Origin of the sequence: Pedobacter sp. SG908 (assembly GCF_011759615.1) — a bacterium.
GTDB lineage: Bacteria > Bacteroidota > Bacteroidia > Sphingobacteriales > Sphingobacteriaceae > Pedobacter > Pedobacter riviphilus.
The window spans coordinates 376,478-401,002 of record NZ_JAAOYY010000001.1 but is presented as its reverse complement, the minus strand read 5'-3'; the positions used below and the strand labels follow the sequence as shown (position 1 = coordinate 401,002).

22 protein-coding genes are annotated in these 24,525 nt (G+C 38.8%); 14 read left to right on the top strand and 8 right to left on the bottom strand.

The window, feature by feature from the left end; all coding sequences use genetic code 11:
• The first annotated feature begins 20 nt into the window (after positions 1-20).
• The gene (locus FHT21_RS01485; protein WP_167293035.1) at positions 21-1,007 is read left to right on the top strand and encodes a hypothetical protein; all 987 of its coding nucleotides are present in this window, start codon (positions 21-23) and stop codon (positions 1,005-1,007) included.
• Complete coding sequence (locus tag FHT21_RS01480; protein WP_167293034.1) at positions 1,007-1,894, top strand: hypothetical protein; 888 nt, start codon at positions 1,007-1,009, stop codon at positions 1,892-1,894. The genes FHT21_RS01485 and FHT21_RS01480 overlap by 1 nt, the downstream gene beginning before the upstream one ends.
• A gap of 211 nt (positions 1,895-2,105) precedes the next feature.
• Here FHT21_RS01480 and FHT21_RS01475 read toward each other — a convergent pair whose 3' ends face one another.
• Complete coding sequence (locus tag FHT21_RS01475) at positions 2,106-2,348, bottom strand: hypothetical protein (RefSeq protein ID WP_167293033.1); 243 nt, start codon at positions 2,346-2,348, stop codon at positions 2,106-2,108.
• Positions 2,349-2,533: 185 nt separating this feature from the next.
• Between FHT21_RS01475 and FHT21_RS01470 the strand changes: the two genes are divergently transcribed.
• Positions 2,534-4,021, top strand: a complete 1,488-nt coding sequence (locus tag FHT21_RS01470) for a hypothetical protein (protein ID WP_208398850.1) — start codon at positions 2,534-2,536, stop codon at positions 4,019-4,021.
• Between the two features lie 75 nt (positions 4,022-4,096).
• A complete protein-coding gene (locus FHT21_RS01465) occupies positions 4,097-5,890 on the top strand; it encodes a cytochrome c peroxidase (RefSeq protein WP_167293032.1) in 1,794 nt (597 codons plus the stop codon).
• A 111-nt stretch (positions 5,891-6,001) separates the two neighbouring features.
• Here the strand turns inward: FHT21_RS01465 and FHT21_RS01460 are convergent, their stop codons facing one another.
• On the bottom strand, positions 6,002-6,685 hold the full coding sequence (locus tag FHT21_RS01460; RefSeq protein WP_167293031.1) for an arylesterase: 684 nt from the start codon (positions 6,683-6,685) through the stop codon (positions 6,002-6,004).
• A 105-nt stretch (positions 6,686-6,790) separates the two neighbouring features.
• Between FHT21_RS01460 and FHT21_RS01455 the strand changes: the two genes are divergently transcribed.
• From FHT21_RS01455 to FHT21_RS01440, 4 genes are all read left to right on the top strand, one after another.
• Positions 6,791-7,480 carry an ABC transporter ATP-binding protein gene (locus FHT21_RS01455; RefSeq protein ID WP_167293030.1) on the top strand — a complete coding sequence of 230 codons (690 nt, stop codon included), beginning with the start codon at positions 6,791-6,793 and terminating at the stop codon, positions 7,478-7,480.
• Positions 7,473-10,007, top strand: coding sequence for an FtsX-like permease family protein (locus FHT21_RS01450; protein ID WP_167293029.1), 2,535 nt, complete (start codon positions 7,473-7,475; stop codon positions 10,005-10,007). The genes FHT21_RS01455 and FHT21_RS01450 overlap by 8 nt, the downstream gene beginning before the upstream one ends.
• A 117-nt stretch (positions 10,008-10,124) precedes the next feature.
• Positions 10,125-10,307 (top strand): hypothetical protein, encoded by a 183-nt coding sequence (locus tag FHT21_RS01445; protein WP_167293028.1) that lies wholly within the window; start codon positions 10,125-10,127, stop codon positions 10,305-10,307.
• Between the two features lie 21 nt (positions 10,308-10,328).
• Entirely contained in the window at positions 10,329-11,618 is a 1,290-nt protein-coding gene (locus FHT21_RS01440) for a gluconate:H+ symporter (RefSeq protein WP_167293027.1), read from the top strand.
• Positions 11,619-12,120: 502 nt separating this feature from the next.
• On the opposite strand, the gene FHT21_RS01435 is transcribed toward FHT21_RS01440, so the two are convergent.
• The 3 genes from FHT21_RS01435 to FHT21_RS01425 are packed head-to-tail and all read right to left on the bottom strand — an operon-like array spanning position 12,121 to position 16,921.
• Positions 12,121-14,568, bottom strand: coding sequence for an outer membrane beta-barrel family protein (locus FHT21_RS01435; protein WP_167293026.1), 2,448 nt, complete (start codon positions 14,566-14,568; stop codon positions 12,121-12,123).
• A gap of 29 nt (positions 14,569-14,597) precedes the next feature.
• Positions 14,598-16,502, bottom strand: a complete 1,905-nt coding sequence (locus FHT21_RS01430; protein WP_167293025.1) for a M56 family metallopeptidase — start codon at positions 16,500-16,502, stop codon at positions 14,598-14,600.
• Between the two features lie 29 nt (positions 16,503-16,531).
• Positions 16,532-16,921: a BlaI/MecI/CopY family transcriptional regulator gene (locus FHT21_RS01425; protein ID WP_167293024.1), complete on the bottom strand. Its 390-nt coding sequence runs from the start codon at positions 16,919-16,921 to the stop codon at positions 16,532-16,534.
• Between the two features lie 345 nt (positions 16,922-17,266).
• Between FHT21_RS01425 and FHT21_RS01420 the strand changes: the two genes are divergently transcribed.
• From FHT21_RS01420 to FHT21_RS01405, 5 genes are all read left to right on the top strand, one after another.
• A complete protein-coding gene (locus FHT21_RS01420) occupies positions 17,267-17,944 on the top strand; it encodes a hypothetical protein (RefSeq protein WP_167293023.1) in 678 nt (225 codons plus the stop codon).
• A 545-nt stretch (positions 17,945-18,489) separates the two neighbouring features.
• Positions 18,490-19,554 (top strand): response regulator, encoded by a 1,065-nt coding sequence (locus tag FHT21_RS01415; protein ID WP_167293022.1) that lies wholly within the window; start codon positions 18,490-18,492, stop codon positions 19,552-19,554.
• A 208-nt stretch (positions 19,555-19,762) separates the two neighbouring features.
• Positions 19,763-19,885, top strand: a complete 123-nt coding sequence (locus FHT21_RS25020) for a hypothetical protein (protein ID WP_279590016.1) — start codon at positions 19,763-19,765, stop codon at positions 19,883-19,885.
• A 126-nt stretch (positions 19,886-20,011) separates the two neighbouring features.
• Entirely contained in the window at positions 20,012-20,638 is a 627-nt protein-coding gene (locus FHT21_RS01410) for a hypothetical protein (protein ID WP_167293021.1), read from the top strand.
• 219 nt (positions 20,639-20,857) lie between these two features.
• On the top strand, positions 20,858-21,151 hold the full coding sequence (locus FHT21_RS01405; RefSeq protein ID WP_243853819.1) for a DUF1634 domain-containing protein: 294 nt from the start codon (positions 20,858-20,860) through the stop codon (positions 21,149-21,151).
• A 117-nt stretch (positions 21,152-21,268) separates the two neighbouring features.
• Here FHT21_RS01405 and FHT21_RS01400 read toward each other — a convergent pair whose 3' ends face one another.
• Complete coding sequence (locus FHT21_RS01400) at positions 21,269-22,123, bottom strand: NAD(P)-dependent oxidoreductase (protein WP_167293020.1); 855 nt, start codon at positions 22,121-22,123, stop codon at positions 21,269-21,271.
• A gap of 153 nt (positions 22,124-22,276) precedes the next feature.
• Between FHT21_RS01400 and FHT21_RS01395 the strand changes: the two genes are divergently transcribed.
• Positions 22,277-23,380, top strand: a complete 1,104-nt coding sequence (locus FHT21_RS01395) for a DNA alkylation repair protein (RefSeq protein WP_167293019.1) — start codon at positions 22,277-22,279, stop codon at positions 23,378-23,380.
• Here the strand turns inward: FHT21_RS01395 and FHT21_RS01390 are convergent.
• Positions 23,369-23,827, bottom strand: coding sequence for an NUDIX domain-containing protein (locus tag FHT21_RS01390; RefSeq protein WP_167293018.1), 459 nt, complete (start codon positions 23,825-23,827; stop codon positions 23,369-23,371). The two genes, FHT21_RS01395 and FHT21_RS01390, sit on opposite strands and share 12 nt — an antisense overlap.
• Positions 23,828-24,146: 319 nt before the next feature.
• Positions 24,147-24,338 carry a hypothetical protein gene (locus FHT21_RS01385; RefSeq protein WP_167293017.1) on the bottom strand — a complete coding sequence of 64 codons (192 nt, stop codon included), beginning with the start codon at positions 24,336-24,338 and terminating at the stop codon, positions 24,147-24,149.
• Positions 24,339-24,525: the final 187 nt, after the last annotated feature.

Sequence of the window (24,525 nt, the reverse complement as noted above, 5' to 3'; positions counted from 1 at the left end):
CACGACCTAACCTAAAAAACATGAGAGGATTTTCGATATTCTGGATCATTTACATGTTGTTTTTCGCTATTCCGTTCCCCATGTTGATCTATTACAACACTAAAGACGACAGCGTATCCAACCTGATGGGCGAGAATCCCTGGTATCCGCTCTCCATGCTTGCTATATCCGTACTCCTTTGGGCCATATTATTAATCGGTTATTACCAGAAATGGGTGATCCGCACCTTTTCGATTAAACGTAATATAGAAAAACTTAAAATTACCGGCGAACCCCGGGAGGCTAAAATACTGGAGTCATCAAAAATATATAAAAGAGGCGCGGCTTACGATACCTACGAACTTATCTTACGGTTTAAAAACCTGAGGGGAAGTACAATTATGCATAAAACCACTGTAAATGATGCAAAACCTTATGAACGCCGTTACGAAACAGGTAAAACAGTTGGCATTCTGTTAGATAAAGAGGTAAACAAAGTTCCTTATTTTATTTTTGCCACTACAGAAGTAAGCATAAAAAAAATGATCATATTTCTTACCAACCTGGCCTGGCTAATCTTTACCTCCATTGTTGTTGGGTATTATGTTTATTCTTATCATTTAGAAAGCAGAGGCATGGGCTGGCGTTTTATGGGTATTAGCCATCCTTTATTAACTTGCGCCTTTATGCTGCTTGTTTACCGTGTTTTCGGCACTTTTATCGCTCATAAGTTTACCAGCAAACCCAGTCAATTGTACCTGATCAAATTTAAAGGTACGCATACTACTGCCCGGGTGCTCAAAGTCAGCCAAAGCGGAACTTATATCAACGAGCAGCCAATGATCAATTTTGAACTCGAATTTACCGATGATTTTAATCACAAGCACCGGGCAAACATTAAAAAGGTAGTAGATCTACTTGATCTGGACAGCGTTAGGCAGGAATACTATTCTATTTTTTACCTCAAAGAAGATCCGCAAAAAATTGCTTTTGAAAAAGACCTGAACGAACTTAAAGGAGAATTCTGATGAAGAACTTAAACAATATTTTCTGTCTGGTGATGATGTGCTTCTTCCTTTGCCTTGGTTGTAAACAGATTACCAAAAGTGTAGATGAAACCTTTCATCCAAACGATTCTTTAGTTAAAAAATATGATCAGGAAAAAGGCCTTCGAGAAAATGGAGGGTATAAAGGCGATACAAAAACATCTACTACGACAACCTTACAGCAACAGCAGGAAAAAACTATAGTTATAAATGGCGATACAGTTAATACACCCGAAATGGAGTCAAAAGCAAAAGAGATGTTTCACGACATCGAATTATTAAAGCAGAAGCAGGGTCCGGCAAATAGTAAAGAAATCCAAAAAAGGGTAAACCAATTCTTAAAAGATATGAAGCTACCGCAAGCCGGCATAAAAGATATTGATGCAGAAAAACCAGCAATAAAAGCCAGAAAAGGAATACTAAGTGCTGCTGAGCTGGAAAGCGCAGAGGAAAAACTAAGAAGACTGCCACAGTACCGCAACAAAGAAATTGTAGTTTATGAGTCTATCCATTTTTATGAAGATGGCTCCATTAACCTGTCATTACAGCATCCCGAAAACCCTAAATATGTAGATGCCTACCAGTACAAAAATGGTGCCTGGTCTGAGCCAAAGCCAGTACTGGCCCGAAACATCGAACGCAGAACATTTCCATTGAGTAAAATAAATTTCGCAGCTGCACAAAAAGTGATACAAATCTATAACGAAAAGGCAGCTGAGATTGAAGGTGCAAAGCCTACCACCACGGCCTACATTTCTATTTGGGACAATGGTATGCGCTGGTTTCCATCAAGCATTAACGGCAGTCGCGAACGTTACGATCTTCAGTTTAACAATGATGGAACGCTTAAAAATTTTAGACAGGAGTGAAAAATATAGATAGAACGATCTTATTTCTTTTCTATCCCGGATAATTGATCGTTACGTTTTCACGATTTCCAAATCAAGATCAGATGTAGCTATTATAAAGATGCTGACCACGCAGTAGCTATTTGACCTTAAAAAACAATAGAAAACAACTAATAAAACAAGTTCAGCATAACTAAATCTCGATTCTATTTAATCAGACTCAGTGCTTTTTTTAAATCCAGATCGTTATTGCGTACCACATCTTCTGGACTGTAATCCACTTTAAAATCGGGTGCAGTTCCTTAATCACTGACCACAAAACGGACAGATCATCATGCATACTTTTTACGCTAAGCATGTTTTTGCCAGGGGTTTCAGTAACTATACTACTTTTTTTATTTGAAGTGCTACCTCCACAACCGAAGGCAAAGGCCATTAGAAAGGAAACAAAGATTTTTACAAGATGCGTTTTCATTGCAGGATGATTATTTAACTGAAATATACCTGAAGTTAAATAGGAACTGAAATTTTTATCGAGTCCTACCTAATTTGTTGATCTAAAGAACAATTCTAAATAGCAGACGCAGCTTAGCTTAACATATACTTTAATTTCCGGAAACATAGCCCATGTAATTTTGCCTCAAACGGAAAACAAAAATTATGAACAAAACATTATTAAAGCAAAAGGCATTAGCCCTTGCTGTTGCCGCATTCGTTACTTCGGCAGTTGTGATCAGTGCCTGTAAAAAGAATAATGAGGCAGAAAACCCAGAGACCAGTCCCATTACACTTAAAGATTACTCGGTAAACCCTTCATTGGTAAAAACCATGCCTGGTTTCGAAAGCCTGAATATTACCACACTAATCAGCTCAGACGATGTACTGGCAGAATCACCAAATTTTATATTTGGTGCACAACCTGACGGAGCAGGAATTATCAAAAATCCAGCTGGCGAAGGTTTTATTATGATTAATAACCATGAGATTCTTCAATCAGTATCAAGAGTATACTTAGATAAAAATTTCAAACCTGTAAAAGGAGAATATATTGTAGATTCTGATGGCGGCATGACCCGTTTATGTTCTGCTACAATGGCAACACCAGAAGAACATGGCTTTTCTAAACCAGTTTTCTTAACTGCCGGAGAAAGTGGTGCAGAATCAATGATCCACGCCATCGATCCCCTTGCGGCGGCAGATAAAAAGAACAAACAGAGAACTGTTAGTGCATTAGGCAGATGGAGCGCTGAAAATGCAGTGCCACTCCCTAAAGCATCATATGCTGGCAAAACCGTTATCATGATTGGTGAGGATGAAACCGATGGACAATTGGCCATGTACGTATCTAACACTCAAGGTGACCTGGAAAACGGCAAGTTATATGTGATGAAACGCAGCAATAACGATCCGATTGAAACCAACATGGAAAAAGGACAAAGCTATGATGTGGAATTTGTGGAGCTTGACAATGTAAAAAGCAGTACAGGTGCACAGTTACAGCAACAAACAATTGATAAAAAAGCTTTAATGCTAGCCCGCGTAGAAGATATCGATTACAGAAAAGGCAGTGCAGCAAACGGACGGGAAGTATATTTTACTGCAACTGGTGTTAGCCAGGGCGATAAACTTACGCCAGTAAGTGGAAAAACCATGTGGGGCCGTGTATATAAACTGGTATTGGATGCAAGCAATCCATTAAAAGGTAAATTAGAAGTTGCCGTTGACGGAAATGACAACCCTGGAAAAAGTATTGTAAATCCAGATAACCTTTGTGTAACCGAAAACTATGTGTACATCCAGGAAGATGGAGATTCGTTCTACAAAAACAACGACCATGATGGAACCATCTGGCAATTTGCAATGGCTTCAAAATCGTTAAAACCGATGTTACAAATGAACCACCGCAGAACAGATGCCACTTTTAACGCTAAATACAACCCATCAAACAGTGTACAATTAAGTAGCTGGGAATATGGCGCGATGTACGATATCTCTGCACTGACTGGTATCCCTGATACATTCATAGTTAATTTACACCCACACACCTGGACAAGCGATAAATACAAAAATGCTGATGGTGGTACAACAAGATTGGTAAATAATAACGAAGGTGGACAAGTCGTAATCGTTCGCGGCGTTTCTAAATAACCTATTTTATTTCTTTATCCCTTTCGGCAAACGCTGGAAGGGATTTTTCTGTTTTATTTCAACTCCTACCCAAGCATGCCTAGCCTTAAAAAAATTGTCTTTTTCATTGTACTGATTACCCTTACTACTCTGTTATCCATTTTCTGTAAAACGGAAAACAGATCAAATGCAGAACTGGTAAAAGCCGATTTTGACCGACAGCTTGTTGAATTTCAGAACATTATTGACCAAAAATTATCGATGGCCGTTCAAAACAGGGATGAAAAAGCAATTAAACAATCTTTTCTACAGGCGAGAATAAAATACAAACAGCTGGAGTATTATATCGAATATTTTTTCCCTTCAACTTCTGTACTGCTTAATGGTGCACCAATTGATGAAATTGAACTGGGCGAAAATCTCATTGAAAATCCAACAGGCTTTCAGGTAATGGAAGAAATTATCTATGAAGACCCAACGACAGAAAACCGAAAAGAATTAGGAAATGAGATAAAAAAAATGCGGCTCAACCTGCAACGTGTTAGCCGTTTTAATGAACAGTACCAGATTACCGATGCACAATTATTTGACGCTATCCGTTTAGAAATTTTCAGGATTACCAGTTTAGGCATTACTGGTTTTGATACCCCAAACGCCTTACAATCAATACCCGAAACGGCTTCGGCATTACAGGGAATAGCAAACGTACTGGCAAAGTATGAAAACAATGCGTCAGATAAACTAGTACCTTCAGCGATAAGCTACCTGGATAAAAATGCCGATTTTGATCATTTCGATCGTTTGACTTTTATAACTGAATATCTTGATCCGATCAGCAAGCACATCAATTTACTTCGTTTAGAAAAAAAAATACCAACTGCCACCAGCGGCAGCGCACTTCGTGACGATGCAACAAGTATGTTCCAAGTAAACGCTTTTAACGTAAACAAATTTGTAGGCAACAGTACTTTATTTATCAACGATGATAAAATTGCACTTGGAAAAATCTTGTTCAATGATGCGGTACTTTCTAATGGAAATAACCGCAGCTGCGCCAGCTGCCATCAGCAATCACTCGCCTTTACCGATGGCTTAAGCAAAGCAGCAGGAATTTCAAAAGGACAATCGCTACTCAGGAATACACCAACTTTAACTTATGCTGGTTTGCAGCGCGGATTCTTTTATGATTTAAAAGCCGGAACCCTGGAAGATCAGGCGCTTGATGTGGTTCATCATAAACAGGAAATGAACGGTTCATTAACACAGGCTGCAACGAGAATCAATTCATCAAAAAATTACCTAACCTTATTTCAAAAAGCTTATCAGGATAAAACCACGAAAGCTGATCCATGGAAAATCCAGCATGCATTGGCATCTTATATCCGTTCGTTATCTCCTTTTAACTCCCGATTTGACCGCTACATGCAGGGAGATAAAAAACAGTTAAATCAAGAAGAAAAAGAAGGTTTTAATCTTTTTATGGGAAAAGCCAAGTGTGGAAGCTGTCATTTTGCGCCCTTATTTAATGGTACCCAGGCACCTCTCTTTATTAAAAGTGAAGCAGAAGTTTTAGGTGTACCTGCTACTACAGATACCTTAAAACCAAAAATAGATCCCGATCTAGGCCGATATGCCCTTTATGCTTACCCACAGTATAAACATGCATTTAAAACTTCAACCGTAAGAAATATCACTAAAACAGGTCCATACATGCACAATGGTGTTTATAAAACCTTAGAACAAGTGATGGATTTTTATAACCAAGGAGGTGGCGCTGGCATGGGGATCAATATTGAAAACCAGACTTTATCTGCTGATAAGCTGAACTTAAGCAAACTGGAGATCAAACAGATTATTGCATTTTTAGGCACACTGGAAGATCGTCCCTAAAATAGTCCTCTTTGCATCGAGGAGGGAAATCGTCAGCAATGACGACTTTTCTTTTAGAATACTTCAATGGTAGTTCATCTCAGGGTTTTATTGTCAGACAGATATTACGCCTTACAACAAATCCTTCAGCACAACCCAAACGTTTTCAGCCAGGATCTTATCTCCTTCGGCAGTTGGGTGTATACCATCGGCTTGGTTCAACCTGGGAACACCACCAACCTTATCCAATAAAAAAGGGATCAGGGCCATTCGGTTTTTCTTTGCCAGATCAGGAAACATATTTTTAAAATCGGCAGCATATTTTGCGCCCATATTGGGCGGAACCTGCATGCCAGCCAATACCATTTTAGCATCAGGGTATTTAGCCTTTACCCGATCAATAATCGCCTGAAGGTTTTTAACCGTTTGCGATACAGGCAACCCACGCAATCCATCATTAGCACCAAGTTCAAGTACAAAAATATCCACGCGCTGTTTAAGCAGCCAATCAATCCGCCCTTTTCCGCCAGCAGAAGTTTCGCCGCTTAAACCACCATTAATTACTTTGTAAGGCATTTGTAAAGAATCGATCCGATTTTGGATCAATGCTGGGTAAGCTTCCGTTGGATCGAGCCCGTAACCTGCGGTTAAACTAGTACCAAAAAAGAGGATATTCTTTTGCTCAGTAGGTACGGTAGCCGTTTTTTGGTCAGTCGAATCTAAAGTTTTATCGCTATTGCTTTTATTTTCGCGGTTTCCGCAGCTTAGCAGTACAAGGCTCAAAACAAATAGCCCCATTAATCGTTTTCGTAACATATCTAATTAATCTATATCTAATTTATTGTTTAAACCATTATCTTAACAGGCAGTGCCTGGTTATGTTTGGCCACAATCTATACGCAAACCCTAAAAATTCAGCTATTGGAAAGCATATTGAACATCCGAAATGTAAGCAAAATTTACCAAAGTGCCGGACGGGAACTCACCGTTTTGGATAACATTAATTTTTCGATAGGAGCTGGCTCAACTGTGGCCATAACAGGTCCTTCGGGAAGCGGAAAAACAACCTTACTTGGTTTATGTGCCGGATTGGACAGGGCCAGCAGCGGAACGGTTGAACTGAATGGTATTGCCTTAGAGAAATTGAATGAAGATGAAAGGGCAGCAATCAGAAATCAATATGTGGGTTTCATTTTTCAGAACTTTCAACTGTTGCCCACTTTAACGGCACTCGAAAATGTAATGGTACCTTTAGAATTAAGGGGAGCAAAAAACATCCGTGCCCATGCATTAGAGCTGCTGGATAAAGTTGGGCTTGCCGACCGTTCGCATCACTATCCCGTACAACTATCAGGTGGCGAACAGCAGCGCGTTTCGCTGGCAAGGGCATTTTCGAATCAACCGGCAATTCTTTTTGCAGATGAACCTACCGGAAACCTTGATGCAGAAACCAGCGAAAAAGTGATCAAATTGCTTTTTGATTTAAACAAAGATGCCGGAACCACATTGATTATCGTAACACACGATCTTGAATTGGCTGCCAGAACAGCTAGGAGCATTAAAATTAAAGGCGGCGTAATCATTTCAGACGAAAACCCTACTTATGCCTAAAAGCCTCCCAAAACAATCTATTAAGTTTTCATGGCTGTTTAAAATGGCCTGGCGCGATAGCAGGAAAAACCGTGCACGTTTATTGCTCTTTATTTCGGCTATTGTTTTGGGTATAGCGGCTCTTGTTGCAGTTTACTCGTTTAAAGATAACCTGCAAAAGGATATTGATTCACAGGCAAAAGAGCTTACAGGAGCCGATCTGGTTTTAGATAGCCGGAAAGGTGTAAGCAAAGCGATGCAAAAAATGCTCGATACACTTGGCGATGAACGATCGCAGGAGAAAACCTTTGCTTCGATGATCTATTTCCAGAAAGGTGGAGGCAGCCGTTTGGTACAAATGAAAGCATTAGAGGGAAATTATCCATATTACGGTACGATAGAAACCATTCCGCTAACCGCAGCAAAACACTTTCAATCGGGAAGAAATGCCTTGGTAGATCAAACCCTGATGCTGCAGTTTAATGCAAAAGTTGGTGATTCGGTAAAAATAGGCGATCTCAATTTTAACATATTGGGCACTTTAACAAAAGCTCCAGGCCAAACGGGTATTGGTGCAAGTATTGCCCCTACGGTTTATATTCCACTACAAACCCTCGATAAAACCAATCTGATTAAAACCGGAAGCCGGATTAATAACAAATTTTATTTCAGGTATAACAATCCATCCAAAATAGATGAATGGGTAAAAAAGCAGGACAGCAAATTAGAAAAAGAAGGTTTTGATGCCGATACAGTTGAATCGAGAAAAGAGCAGACCGGAAGATCGTTTAAAGATGTAAATCGTTTTCTGGCTTTATCTGGCTTTATTGCTTTGCTATTAGGTTGTGTTGGTGTTGGTAGCGCTATCCATGTGTACATCCAGGAGAAATTAAGTGCGATTGCCACGCTAAGGTGTTTAGGATTAAAATCCCGTCATGCCTTTTTAATCTACCTTATCCAGGTCTTTTTTATTGGCTTAATCGCTGCTGTTTTAGGGGCAGCTTTAGGCACAGGTATACAATTTTTACTTCCATTGGTATTGAAAGATTTTCTACCAATTGAGATTACCATGCAGGTTTCGTGGCCCGCCGTTGGCCAGGGTATTTTATTGGGTTTGATCATCTCGGTCCTCTTTGCCCTTCCATCACTTCTATCTGTTAGAAGGATTTCGCCATTAAATGCCATCCGGATATCTTTCGAAAAAGCAGCAGGAAAAAGAGATCCGCTAACCTGGCTGGTGTATCTGCTTATGGCAGTCTTTATTACAGCTTTTACGCACTTGCAGATGAAAACATGGATTCAAACGCTGGCTTTTACCGCAAGTATTGCCATCGCTTTTGTGCTGTTGATCATACTGTCTAAACTGTTGATGTTCCTGGTAAGAAAACTCTTACCCAATTCATCCAGTTATTTATGGCGACAGGGATTTGCCAACCTTTACCGACCGAATAACCAAACCTTAATGCTTACCGTTTCTATAGGCTTATCAACTGCATTTATCTGCACCCTGTTTTTTGTTCAGGGGATATTAATGAGTCGCGTTACACTTTCATCAGGCGCCAATCAGCCCAATATGGTGATGTTCGATATCCAGAATACACAAAAAGAAGGATTGGACAGTTTAACTAAAGCTTTCAAATTGCCATTAATGAACCAGGTGCCTGTAGTTACCATGCGCATTGAAGAAATTAACGGAAAGAAAGCCAGTGCAGATACCAGTAACAGAAGGGCCTATCGCAATGAGATCAGGGCTACTTATCAGGATACCTTAACCGCGGCAGAGAAAATTACGTCAGGTAAATGGATCGGAAAAATAAAACCCAACGAAACGGTTTATATTTCACTAGACCAGCGTTATGCCCAGCAGATTCATGTTGAGCTGAATGATAAAATCCTTTTTAATGTTCAGGGTATGATGATCCCCACGGTTGTTGGAAGTTTGAGGGAAGTAAACTGGAGCAGGATGCAGACCAATTTCAGGGTAGTTTTTCCGGCAGGGGTATTAGAAGAAGCACCACAATTTCATGTACTGATGACCAGGATACCATCGGGCGAAGTTTCAGCTCGTTTCCAGGGAGAAGTGGTGCAAAAATTTCCAAATGTATCGGTCATCGATTTAGATTTGGTATTAAAACTCTTAGATGAGCTGTTAAGCAAAATCGGTTTTGTGATTCAGTTTATGGCTGGCTTTAGTATGGTAACCGGATGGATTGTTTTAATATCTTCGGTATTAACCAGTAAAAACCAGCGGATAAAAGAAAGTATTCTATTGCGGACTATGGGTGCCAGTAGAAAGCAGATTTTAGCAATAAATGCGATTGAATATTTCTTTTTAGGCGCCTTTGCAGCTGGTGCCGGATTAATTTTAGCCATAAGCGGAAGCTGGGCATTGGCTAAATTCACTTTCGATGCGGCCTTTGTGCCTCCATTTGTACCAACCTTATTGTTGTTTGGTTCAATTGTAGCGCTTGTGGTAATTACCGGTGTGTTAAGTACGAGAAGTATTTTGAACCAACCACCGCTGAAGATTTTAAGGACTGAAAGTTAAGCGAGTCCAGCTGACAGTTTCAGCGTTCAATTGGCAATTTGCACATAACTGAAAACTATTAACCGCCAACTGAAAACTGTTTATACAGCTTTTGGCAAATTATAATACTTTTACATCATGATCAGATTAAACAACGATACCCCAAGCGACGTTCTTCAGGAGGTGAAAATTGGCGATATGGTAACCGATACCTTCAGCAAAACAGGCCTGGTAGAAAATATAGAGATTAGTGATGACGGCCTGTACCGGGTTTACGAATTTAATCTCGTTACCGGAAGGACCATTACCGTTAAAAAGTAAATTACCCTAACCCCTAACCAAATGTCATTATTGATCCTACTTTTCGGTATCCTGTTGCTTTTCGTGCTGATCTTGAAAAAGATTAACCCAATGATTGCCCTGATTGCTGTGGCAATTATTACAGGTCTTTTATTAGGCATGCCCGCTACTAAAGTGATGACTTCCATCAGCAATGGGATAGGCAGCACGCTGGGCAGTATGGTAATGGTTTTGGCGCTTGGCGCGATGATGGGCAAATTGATTGAGGATAGCGGATCGGCAAAAAAGATCGTTTTCATATTGATTGGCGCTTTTGGTAAAAAGAACATCCAATGGGCTGTGCTGTTAACTGGTTTATTGGTGGGGATTCCTTTATTTTACAATGCTGGTTTTGTGGTTTTAATCCCTTTGGTTTTTGCCATTTCTGCCACAACAGGATTATCAAAATTATACATCGGCATCCCGATGGCCACAGCCCTTTCGGTAACACATGGTTTTTTACCCCCTCACCCCGGTCCTGTTGCACTCGCTGGTATTTTCCATGCCGATATTGGTAAAACATTAATTTACGGCTTAACTTTAAGCATACCTATTGCGGTTATTGCCGGAATCTATTTCCCACGATTGATTCTCAAACGTGATCAATCGGTAACGGTTCAGCACTTCAGTATCAACGAAGAAGAGAACCTTCCTTCTGCTTCAAGAAGTTTTATTACCGCATTGTTGCCCGTATTCTTAATCATCGCTGGAACGATAGGAAGCAGTTTTAAAATAGATTACATTGGTAAACCGCTGTTTATATTTTTAGCCGATCCTACTGCTGCCTTATTAATTTCGGTTATTATTGCGCTGGCACTTCAAAAAACTTCCATTACAAAAGCGATGGAATCGTGTGCCGAAGGGGTTAAAAGCATCGCCATGATTATCCTTATTATTGCAGCTGGTGGTGCCTTTAAACAGATTTTGATTGATAGTGGTATGGGCGAAACGGTGAAACAGCTTACTGGCGGTCTAAATTTATCGCCATTATTACTCGCCTGGTTAATTACCGCATCACTTAGGGTAACCCTGGGATCGGCAACGGTGGCCGCACTAACCGCTTCGGGTATGGTACTCCCTTTAATTGGGGCCGGAGCACCCGCAGAGTTAATGGTATTATCAGTCGGCGCCGGAAGTTTAATGTTTTCGCACGTAAACGATACAGGTTTTTGGATGTTTAAAGAATACTTTAACCTTAGCCTGAAAGAAACTTTTAGCACCTGGACCATGATGGAAAGTTTGGTTTCTGTTTTAGGGCTTGTTGGAGTGCTGCTGCTTAACCAGTTTGTATAGGAAAATGAGTTGCCAACTTTTAATAGCCAAGTCGCTAGGAAGTTGACAACGCTTTCACCTATCGGTCGGTGTCTCACCGACCGAAACCCAATCAGCATACACAAAATAATAGTAGAATAATAGTTATCTTATTGGTCGGTGAGACACCAACCAATAGAAATAGAAAAAATATATTCAGCCCCAGTTAGAATGAAGACCAATTGATAAGATTTTTTTTTGGAAAGCAATTGCAGAAGCTTTTAGGTTAAAACAGCCCCGCTCCCGATTCTGCCAATTAGAAGGAATTGGCATCCCGCTCCGATCGGGTTTAGTGATCTTAAACAGTTCTACTATCCAGGGTAAAATAAACCCGACCGACAGCGTTATCCTGTCCTTCACAGGATTAAGCAAAGGGCGGGACTGGATGACCAGAAGCACCACAGGCACTGCTTTCCAAAAAAAATGGTCAACGCTATATCCCTCCATTTCGCTATGCTCCAGCCAGGATGAACGAATTGTTCCGTTAATTTTTCACCCTGTTCTTTTCTGCATCCGCACCAGAAGATTCATGTTTTGCTGGCGAAGAAAATGCCTTCCCAAAACGATAGCTATAGCTCAAAACAAAGTTCCTCGAATCTTGCTTGTTTGTCCAGCTGGCTTCGGTAGCTGCGAGATTATTAATTACGCCATTAAATATCCGGTTTCTGAAAATATCATTTGCCGTTAATTTCAAAGTACTTTTTGCAGAGAGTTTTTTCTGTACAGCTGCGCCAAACTCATGCACCGAACCCAGTAAAAACTGAACATTAGAAAGTTTACTCTGGTAACTCATGTTTATTTCTGCATTCCATGTCGGACTGATTTTAAACTGCACATTGGGGTTTGTTCTAAAATAACTGCCATTGGTAACCAAAAAACCAGTATAAAAATCTGTTTTTGAAACTATTTTACCAAACTCCATATAGGCATTTAATTTTGCCCATTTTGTAAGATCGATCTCCGCATTTACCGAAACATTGGCTACCCTTGTTTTGCCCACATTTGCAGGTCTACTGTAATAGGTGCCATTTAAAATTTCGATGGTTTCGTTCACTTCGTCCCTCACCCAGCTGTAGCTAAATGTGGTGGTAATCTTATTTTTAAAAATATGCGATAGTTCTATACTCTGTGTAAAAGAAGGCTTTAAAAAAGGATTACCGACATAATAGGTAAACTTATCCAACGGAGAAAAGAACGGATTAAGGTCCTGATAATATGGCCGGTCGATTCTTCTTCCGTAATTTAGTCCCAGTTGGTTGTTCCCAGCGGTATCCAGCTTATAAGAAAAATAAAGCGTTGGGAACAAACTGTTATAGGTTCTTTTAAAACTCGAATCGGGTTTGATCAGATTGCCCAACTGATGCCCATTAGAAACCGTGTTTTCATACCTCAAACCAGCCTGAAGCGAAAACCGCTTTCCTTCCCGGCTCATATTCAGGTAAACCGCATTGATATTCTCCTCATATAAAAAGTGATTGCTCTTTTCATAATCAGCACTCGTTTTTCCATTTGCCGTATTAAAGTAATCGGCAATGTTATCGGTTTTGGTATAAGCGGTTTTAACGCCTGCATCCAGCTTCCACTTATTTTCAAGTGGATGCGAATAATCCATTTTGGCGGTGTAAATATCAATATTTGAAGGCAAGTTGCCTGTTAAAATATCTTGGTATTTTAATGTTCCGCTAGGAAGATAACTAAAGTTGTAATAAGTTTGATCGGTTTGATTCCGGTAAAGCAGGTAATCAGCATCGAAGGTCAATTCTCGTCCTGCCTGCTTAAATTTGTGCCTGTAATTTAAATTTACGCCCGCATTCTGATATTTAATCTGATCGATATTTTCAGCCCTGATAACCGAATCTAACTGCATTGACGCATTAGACAAATTACTGGTATTGTTGTTTACCTGTTTAGAAATCCGGTTCATTCCGGTAAGCACTACGCCCCAGGTTGTGCGGTCAGATGCATAATAATCAAGCCCTGTTTCTAAATTAAAAGTGTTGCCATGTCTACGGAAATAAGAATTCTGATTAAAGTAGGATTTGGCACTACCATCATCATTTTTATATTTACGGTTCAGATCGAGATCGGTAAAACTATTATTGAGGTTATAACTCAGGTTTCCAAAAATGTTGATCTTATCCTTTCGGTAATTAAAGTTGAAACTATTGTTCGAGCGACTTAATTCGCCCTGGTTTAAACTCAGATTAATCCCACCATTAAACCCAGCGGTTTTGGTTTTCTTGGTTTTGATGTTAATTACGCCTCCGTTTCCTGCAGCATCGTATTTAGCAGGCGGATTGGTCATCAGTTCAATCTGATCAAGCGAAGAGGAAGGCAACGAACGCAGGTAATTTTCCAGATCGCCCCCCGATAAATAAGTTGGTTTATCATCAATAAAGATAGTCACCCCATTTTTGCCTTTCAGTGAAATTGCCCCGTTCTGATCTACGTTCACCCCAGGCGATTTACTCAGCACATCCAGTGCGGTTGTACCTGCATTCGAAATCAAAGCATCAACATTGACAACAGTACGGTCTATTTTCCGCTCTACAAAAGCTTTCTGCCCCAAAATATTCACTTCCTTTAAATTGGTTGCTCCAGCTTTAATCTTGATATCTGGCAATGCGATAACGGCATGGCTGGCAGTTAGCACCAAAGTATCGGTTTGGTATATTGGCGATCCGACCACCGATATTTTAATCAAATATTTTCCATAACCGAGCTTATCAAAACTGAACATTCCATCATTTTCAGTAAAGCTTGTTTTAACCAATGCCAAATCTTTAAGGAGTGCAACGGTTGCAAATTCTATATTTTTTCCTTCGGCATCCAATACACGACCATAAATTCTGGATTGTGGGGTTTGGGCTTGAGCAAAAGTAAGGGCAATATTTATCCATACGGCTAAAAAAGCCATGATCTTAAATTTCATGATGTGAATTGGATTAGCGCTTTTAGAACTTAGTTTTTGTTGTTTTCAATCAGGAAGTTATACATCAGCGAATGCTTATCGTTTTTCAAAAACCGTTGTTTGTACTTTTTCTGAACATCTGCATTTTGTTTTAGACCGTTTACAATCAGCTCATCTTTATTGAGCTTGTACGATAGTTTATTGGTACTGCTAATGATACCGTCTTTCATCAACTCCTGATTAATTTCGTTGGTATAATCATGTCCGTCTCCATTGGTTACGGTTTTCGAAGTAACGGTACGCTGTACACCTGTTCGGGTACTTGTCCTTTGGTTGTATACAGGGGGCATAGGCGGAGTTGGTGGTACTGCTGGAACTGCTGGAATTGCCGGCATGGCAGGGACCGCAGGAACCGCAACTGATGCCCTTGGCGCTCTAGGTGGGCGTGGCGGACGTGGTGCTCTTGGTACACGGTTTCCTCTACCCTCTTTATCATCCTGTGCCCATTTATCAGCGTCCTTTGTCCACTTGGCATCTTCTTTTGCCCATTTGGCGTCTTCCTCGGCCAATTTAGCATCCTCTTTTGCAAGTTTCTCGTCTGCTATCCTAAGTTTTTCGTCAGCAATTCTGGCTTTAGCATCTTCTTTCCGCATGCGCTCGTCTGCCACTGCCTTTCTAGCATCGTCTTTTCTGGCTTGCTGATCAGCAATTCTCGCTTTTACATCATCTGCTGTTTCATTGCGTTTAATTTTCTCATTTTCTGCCAACTGTTTCAATTGACGGTCCATTTTCGAATTGATTTCTCTTTCCAATTGATCGCCAGGTTTCCCTTCAACAGGTTTAGTTTTTTTTGCTGTATCCTGTAAAACTTGTATTGAGGTGGATATTTCTTTTCTGGTAACTGTTTTTGCACGGCCAACGCTTTTAAAAGCAGCACTGCAAACCACTACCGATACCAGGGCGATGGTTAATATAGTCTTTTCCATTTTGTTTAAAGTTGAATTGGTGTTGAATAACATCCTGCTTGCTCTATGCAGCAGGCTACCCTTCTTACCCGTTATGGCCATAGCATAAGCAGGTGCACGCTGCTTAAATTCCTGGCACACAATGAGGGCCTGAACGTAGTTTTTGCGATCGCTTACACAGGCAATGGCCAAATCATCGCAGCAATGTTCGCGTTCTGTTTTTATTAATTGTGATACCCAAAGTACCGCTGGGTTAAAGAAGAAAACGATTTCGATAAAACTTTGTAATAGGTTCACCAGGTAATCTTTACGCTTAATGTGGGCCAGTTCGTGAGAAAGAATCGCCTCAACCTCGGCATCTGACAGGCCGCTAAGCAAACCTAATGGAACCAGAATTAAGGGTTTAAAATGACCCACAACCATTGGCGCCTGCGCAATACCCGACTGCACCATTTTAACTGGTTGACTTAAACCTAATTTTTCAGCCAGCATAGCTAACTTTTCATCCCATTTTTTACCCGCAGCATAGGTTTTATGCTTACGTAAATGATATACACCATTTAAACCTACCATTAACTGAATGCTCTTTCCACATATAATTAAAAACCAGATCAGTACAATCTGATAAGCATACGCATTCCATAAAGAAAGAATTTTGTTCAATCCCGAATACATATCGTGTTGCACATTTGTAATTACGGGCTGATTGGTAACCCCACTAGAGAGATTGATTACAACCTGATCAGCCTCGGCGCCTATAGGTTTTTGCAGTTCTGTGTAAAAAGTGAAGAATATAGCCACAACGAACAACATCAAACAAATGGTGAGTAGATTATAGCGTGTTGAAGCGCTTGCTTTTCGGGTAGTAAACATAACCAAACCAGCAAGCAAGGCTAATATTACCCCAAGCCATAACGAGTGGAATAAAGTAGCACCGAGGGCATGAAGCCAATTTTCGGGTAAAAGGTTAATTAACTTAAATTCCATCATTGTGGTTCTTTAGAATCTGTTATTATTAATTATTCCATGCTATCCAATAGCCGCTTTATCTCTTCTATCTCCTGTTTAGAGGTTTTCTCATTACCCAAAAGCTGCATCATTAACTGCGAAGCAGATCCTTTATATAGGGTATTTACAAAACGATCTAACAACTGGACTTTGGTTTTCTCTTCAGCTTCAACAGGAATATAAATGTGTTTCATTTGGCTTTCATCACGTTTTAATATTCCTTTCTCGGCTAAGATCTGCATCTGCTTTAAAGTTGAGGTATAATTCACCTCGCGCTGCTCGTTCAATTTATCGTTTACAAACCGAACTGTAGATGGACCAAACTCCCATAACACCTGAAGAATTTCTAATTCAGCTTTAGTAGGTTCAGGTAGATTATTTTCAGTTTGATTACTTTTCATATTCTAAAGGTACGATGATTTTCGTACGATGCAAATATTATGTTCATTATTTTTTTTACAAAAACAACTAAAGTGCTGATTTTTAATTAATTAAAAATTATTTATTATTTAAAGCCTAGACAGGCAGACATTGAATCTTTAGAATCAAGCAATTTTATTAATCCAACCAGATCTAACAAGTATAAGCAACTTTCGAATGGGATATGGCTTTGACAACAATCATTAATCGCTTTAATTCTTATCAATGAAAATAAGGGAATGCTTAAGCAAATTTGAGAATCAAAATCTATCCTATGTCGCATATTTCCGTTTGCTCTTACCTTACGCAATCTATTTATAATTAAGATGGCAGATAAAACGAACAATATTTCAACCTTGTTTATTACCTACCTGATATTAACAACCGTTTTCCTTGTGCTATTGATCGGCTTTGGAGAAGATTATTTTTTTGCTAGTTTTAATATTGAAATCTTTACCCTTTACGATTTTGGCGACCTGGCCTCCTCACAGAGAGGATTAAGCTATTTGGAAAAATCAGCTCTTTTAGTCCTTTTGCCTTTAATTATCACAATATCCTTTATTGTGCACTCCTGGATCTGCGATACTTCTACCATAAGTCGTACAAGAAACGCCGCTTTTGTCATCGGTCTATTGCCATTCGCATTTTTACCTGCGCTGATCAATTTCCAAGAAATGAAAATGTCTATTTTATTAATCTGCATCTCACTTACGCTTTTGCTTTGCCTTTGGATTGTTCTTTTTCACATCAGGATGTTCCAGTTTAGTTACCTATCTTTCCATTTATTCGCAAGCTGCTGTCTTTTAACCATATTCACTTCAATTAACCGGATCGATGTTGATATTCAGCATTGTTTAAACAACACAAAAAAAGATAGCACTTTCGAAAAATTAGATTCGGTTACCATAAACAGTCCGGTTATTTTTGTAGGCAGTACCTCGTCCTTTAATCTTTACTACTCACCTACACAGCACAGAAGCATCATTGTACCAAAAAATAATTAAGAATCGTTTTAAACAATCAAGTTATTTAACTTTATATTTAAATAGATTAAATTTAAATAATTACATATGATACATATGCAGCTGTACACATTCCATATAAATAATAATACTAAATCGCTTTACCTAAATAGCCCCTAAAAAAACACTAAATGTTCCATTATTGACCACAATCAACAATCAATTTGACAATTATCAATCTAGTTATGCGTATTTATGCTCATTTTTATTGGATATTTGTCTATTAATCCCTATAAAAACCTTTAATAAATGCCTTTTTTAAAAATGCTTGTTAAAAAACTGTATCATTTTTTTAACAAAGCCTGTAGCATTATCTACACTTCTGTCAAGATAATTTTTCCACCCACCGACTGAAGTTTTTTGCTATCTCTATTATTTCCAATTGTCTATCTTCTTTCTCGCAGACCTTAATTTAGTCTATCGAAAAGCTTTAAATAACGTAACAAAAAGGTCCAGAAATCAGGTTTAACACCTGTTTTGCCAATCTAAAGGAAACTATTGCCTTCAGGATTAAACATAAAATTTAAATGGAGGGATCTAAAATCTTGATTATACTTGAGGATTTCGATCTAAGGATAAAAATCACCGAAATACTAACAATCGGGAAATACAATGTAAAATTAACAAATAGCGGTAAGCAAGCAATCGACATTATCAGAAAAAGTCCGGTAGATGTAATTATTTCGGAGGTAAATGTAGCTGAAATGGACGGAATTGGGGTATTGCGTGTTGTTAATAAATTTATGGAAACTGCGGGTATCAGTTTTATTATGATATTGAACAATCAGGATTACGACCTTGCCCGCAGAGTGATGGAATTGGGCGCAGATGGCTACCTCATGGCTCCTTTTGATGATGGCGAGCTGCTTAATCATGTTGAGGTAAAGCTCAGAAAAAAAAGGCTTCAACATGAATTATTTTTAAACCGGCATACTCAATTAAAAAATATCCATAAAAGTGGAGATGAATTATCCTGGTTAAGATCAAGGTTTGAAGGTTGTTTGCCAAGATCTTTTAAAAAAAACCAGGTTCTTTATTATAGGGGAGAAAGGAGATCGCTCGGATTACATTACATTTTATCAGGAAAGATAAAAACCTATGTCGCTGATTCAGCCGGCAACATATTTATCACCGGCATTTATGGCCCGCACGAATATTTCGGCCTTCAGGGCGCACTATTAGGCTCTGAAAATAAGGAAATTGCAGAAGCCATCGATACTGTTGAAATACTGACCATCCCTTACACCGATTTCCAGAATTTAATTACAGACTACCCAGACATATTCAGCTTTTTTGCTAAAGCTCTTGTTCATAGCCTGAATAACCGTGATGAAAAGCTACTGAATATCGCCTATTACTCTGTAAGGAAGAGGATAGCAAAGGCAATTATTGAACTGACTAAACTAAACCACGAGTCTGCAGAGAATAATAGATTTATACTTCCCAGATACGATTTGGCATGCTTGATAGGCATTGCAACAGAAACACTGAGTAGGGTGCTTGGAGATTTCACAAGAGAAGGCTTAATTGAAAAAGACGGAAATAACATTATTATACTGGATATGAACGCTTTGAAAACAATGAAAAATTAGCATACTTTATCTGGAATATCCACTTGGAAACTTATCGTTTTGCCCACATCACCGCCTAGTTTTGGCGATGAGTAAGATCAAGATACGTCTTGATCAAAATCAGAGGAAAATTAATTTTTAATACAGAATTTAGTTGTAGCCGATCTTAAGTAAGATTAGCCCAATACCAAAAACGATCGTCGCACAAAAAAACTAAATCGATTTATTTATGTGCGAAGATGTTCCAAAGCTGATGCTTGGGGTAGATGAATTAGTTTTCAACTGGTCTTACCCCATAGCACCTTGCAGTGCCGTTAAAACCTATGAAGGAGAAAGAGCCGATGATTGGTAACTGACAAGAAATTATACCCTTTTAATTCGGGTGAGGATTTGAGCCTTTGAGCATGATCGGTTTGTAGATGCGATTTACCCAATAAAAAACATCAATATGTTAACCACAAAACTTAATTAAATCAATATGGAAGTAGGCTACATCAAATATTTTTTAAAGATATTTCTTCCATTGTTAGATCGGAAGAAAGATAGAGCAGCTATTCGCTTTATGTACAGACATACAGCTTTTCTCAGCATTCGCAAAGGAAAAACGCTTTTTAAGCCAAACAGCTCATCTGCTAACGGTAACATTATAATTGTAGCAGATGGCCTGGTTAATGGCTATTTAGTGAATGAAGAGGCCGAGCAGACCAATATATGGTTGGGCGCGAAAGGTAGCGTATATATCCCGAATGGTTTTAAACAAACAGATGGTAACTTCAATCTTTTTGCCATACAGGATACTATTGTTTTTTTGATAGACCAAACTGAGCTGGAGGAAGGCTGTGCATGGTACCCTGTTCTTGATTCATTATTTAATGATTATCTTCTCCAAACTGCCATATCTGATGTAAACAATAGAAACATCTTATTTAGACTGCAGAATACTGAAAACAGAATATCGCTATTTAAACGTATTTATCCTGGACTATTTGACCAGATCCCCACTGACCTGCTTCTCTCTTATCTTGATATTGATTTAAGCTTAACACCTAAGCAAAACTTGCAAATAAATAATGTATATAGCATAGATATAGAGACTAATTTTTAAGATCAAAGATTAAAAAAAGTAATTTCTCTGTTGGGCAATCACAAAAATGCTGTTGAATACTGCAGGATATAAACCGCATCTATTCAACAGTGCGCCTAATTAAAAATATCATCATTCATTAAGCATAATATCTCCAGATGGTATTTTCAACCTATCTCTTGTCTTTATCGATCTGAAACTTGACCAGGGAGTAGTACCAGATTAACCCTGGGTATTTTATTGGACGGAATACTTTTCTTGGTACAAAGTGGAATACAAGGCCGACCTGATTATCATATCTTAAAGGCAAAGAAAATGACTTCCACTTTCGATGACATTTTTATGGGGCTTTTTACCCTCAAGCCAATGGCCATTATCCAGTTTGGAGTATTGCTTTTGATCATCACCCTGATTATGCGCATTATATTTTCACTGTTTGCTTTTATGCTCGAAAAGGATAAACTTTATGTAATAATTACCTTAATTGTGCTAGCAATTATTCTAGGCAGCACTTTTGGCGGCTTAAAAATATAGCAACTTACCTCATTTCATACGGTATACATAAAACTTTGTAATATCCCATAAATAAATAACCATAGGAAAAGCCAAAATCTCCTATGGTTATCAACTTTAGTATTAAAAAAGATCGCTTTATCCTTTAAGCTGTTTAACTACTGCAATAATATCCTCTTCTCCATATTTTGAGGCTGCCGCTTCGAAAGTATCCCGTGCTGTTTTAGCCAATGGCGATGAAATACCTTCTTCTTTTGCTAGGTTCAAATCTTTTACAATATGTTTAAGGGCGAAAGCAGCTTTGTAATTATCCGCAATAATAGCATCACCTTTAATTTTGGTAAAAATATTGCCAATGGCTGCATTATTAATCAATTCTAATAAATCTTCGGTTCTAATCCCTTGTTCATTAGCAAACAGAACAGTTTCGGCCAAGCCCTGTGCATACAAGGCCAAAAGTGAATTGATAGCCAGTTTTGCACTGTTACCCGCACCATTTGCACCAACAAGTTTGGCCAGTTTTCCCATTTTTTCGAGGATAGGTTTTACCTGGTTAAAAGCAGATTCTTCACCTCCGACCATAATCACCAACTGACCGGTTTCTGCTTGCTTCACACTCCCTGAAACTGGTGCATCTAAATAAAAATTTCCTTTTGCTTTGCACAACATGGCCATTTCTTTTGAAATTGAAGGAGAAACCGTGCTCATATTCACGATAATCTTGCCCGAAGTTTCTTCACTAAAAAGCCCTTCTTCTCCTTTAAAAATCTGATCAATTGCGGCATCATCAGATACCATAATGATTACTACATCAGTAGTTACAATCAGCTCTTTAGGTGCTTTAGCAATTGATGCGCCCATTTCTTTCAGCGAAACTTCTTTATCCTTGCTCCTGTTGTAAACCGTAACCGCATAACCTCCTTTTATCAATTGTTCTGCCATCGGGATTCCCATATTCCCTAACCCGATCCAGCCTATTTTTGTTGTATTCATTTCGTCGTTTTTATGATAAACAAATGTGCCAAAGAAAAAGCTGAAATTCTTAAACGCTACGTAAAAATGATACGATGAAATAATTATCTGAGTGAGCTACTTAAAAATACTAATTTTTTTAGTAAATTAGCACTATATTAATTACCAAACCATATGGCCAGCCTGCTTAAAGATTTATATTCACCTGCTTTTTATGATAGATTAACGCATGCGTTAACTGTTACCATACCAGGTTTCGAAAAAGAGATATTTATCAAAAAGATTTTCACGCCCGAATTTGGATCGAAAGAGCTAAAAGAACGGATGAAGCACACCTCGAAGGTATTACACGATTTTTTACCTGAAGATTATCCTCAAACGATTGTGCTCATTAAAAAAACAATTGCACAATTAAGGATTCAGGGTATTGGGGAAGATGGGCTAGCTTATATGTTTTTACCTGATTATATCGAAACCTATGGTATTGATGATTTAGAAGGTTCAGTTGAAGCACTCGAATTTGTTACACGATTTGTAAGCTGCGAATTTGCCGTTCGTCCTTTTATTTTAAAATACGGAAATGAGATGATTTTAAAGATGCAAAAATGGTCGCTGCACGAAAACCATAAAGTGAGAAGGCTCGCCAGCGAAGGCAGCCGTCCGCGATTACCTTGGGCCATGGGTATTCCATTTCTGAAAAAAGACCCGACATCCATTTTACCGATACTGGAAAACCTTAAAACAGATCCGTCTGAATATGTAAGGCGGAGCGTTGCCAATAGCTTAAACGATATTGCTAAAGATCATCCCCATGTTGTTTTAAATATAGCTAAAAACTGGTCGGGCTTGGGGGCCGAAACAGATGCTATTATTAAACATGGTTGCCGTACGCTACTTAAACAAGGCCATGCCGATATCCTTAAACATTATGGATTAGACGATGCAGGAATTTTATTAAAAGATTTCAAAATCTTAAATCCTCAGATCAAAATTGGTGAAAGTCTGGAGTTTTCGTTTTCTATCCTTAATGAAAATCCTTTCGAACAAAAAGTGAGATTGGAATATGCTATTTACTATAAAAAGCAAAATGAACAGAATACTAAAAAGGTGTATAAGATTTCTGAGCGAATTTATCCTGCAGGTGCAACGATAAACATTCTCCGAAAACAAAAATTCGTACTGATTACTACACGTAAATTTCATCTAGGCAACCATCAGATTTCGATAATTATTAACGGTGCCGAAAAAGACATTTCACAGTTTGAATTAATGGCTTAGTTTAGATTTTAATTCATCGAGTAAGGCGATCTGCTTTTCGTTAATGTATGTAATGGCATCGCTGTAAGTAAACCAATCAGCTTTATCTATCTCTGCAAAACTTTGCTTTTTACCCGAGCGGGGTGGCCATTCCATTTCGAAAGTATTACTAACAACTGCTGAAGGATCAAGATCTCCTTCCACAGCCCAACACAGTACTTTTTTTTCTCCTTTTTGTACAACAGGCGTTAATTCAATGAAATTTCCGGTTAAGCTTTCGCCGGTCTCTTCTTTAAATTCGCGGATGGCAGCCGTTAAAGCTTCTTCACCTTCGTTCAATTCTCCTTTTGGCACTGTCCAAAAGCCAAGATCTTTCTTGGCAAAGAACGGCCCGCCCGGATGAACAAGAAAAAATTCCACCTGCTGATCTTTTCTTCGGAAAAGCAATATTCCGGCACTTTGTTTCATAAGGGTAAGGTATGCATTTGGAATTGAAAAGGAATTGAGTTTGTCTTAACATCTTTCGGCAAAGATCCTGAAACAAGTTCAGGATGACGATAGTCTATTTGAATTTACCATGTCTGATCTCGCGTTACGTCATGCCGAACTTGTTTCAGCATCTGTTTTGCAACACGAGCTCTTGATTAAGTTCACTAACACAAAACTGTTTAGAATGATGATATGTAAAATAGATCTACAGTTTGTTGCGATAAAAAAGCAGCCAGTTTTTTTTAAGTCCTGGCTGCTTTATATCATCTGGTATGAGGAGTTTTTGTTGGAGGCGTTTTTACAACAATCCGTACAAACCGTGAGCGTAGTTCCTTAATGAAGATGATACCGTTTTCATCTTATCAGGAGATGGGCCTTTTACCTTATAGGCTTCCGGATGAAGTTCTAAAGGCTGTTCGTTAACTTGTTCTAATGTGCTTTTATTGCTTAATGTAGCATGCTGTTCTTCGCTTAATTTTAAAGGTGCCATGATCTTGAAATTTATACTAGAACAACAGGATTATCTGGAATAAGTTTGCCGTTTTTTGTAATTTTTTAAATTATTTTCCAAGACTCGAAATCCAGTTTTCGGTAGCCAAAATTTTAACCGGTACGGCCGAAGCAACGATTTTCAACACCTCTCCGCCATTAACTTCCTCTTGTGTGAGCTTATAGTT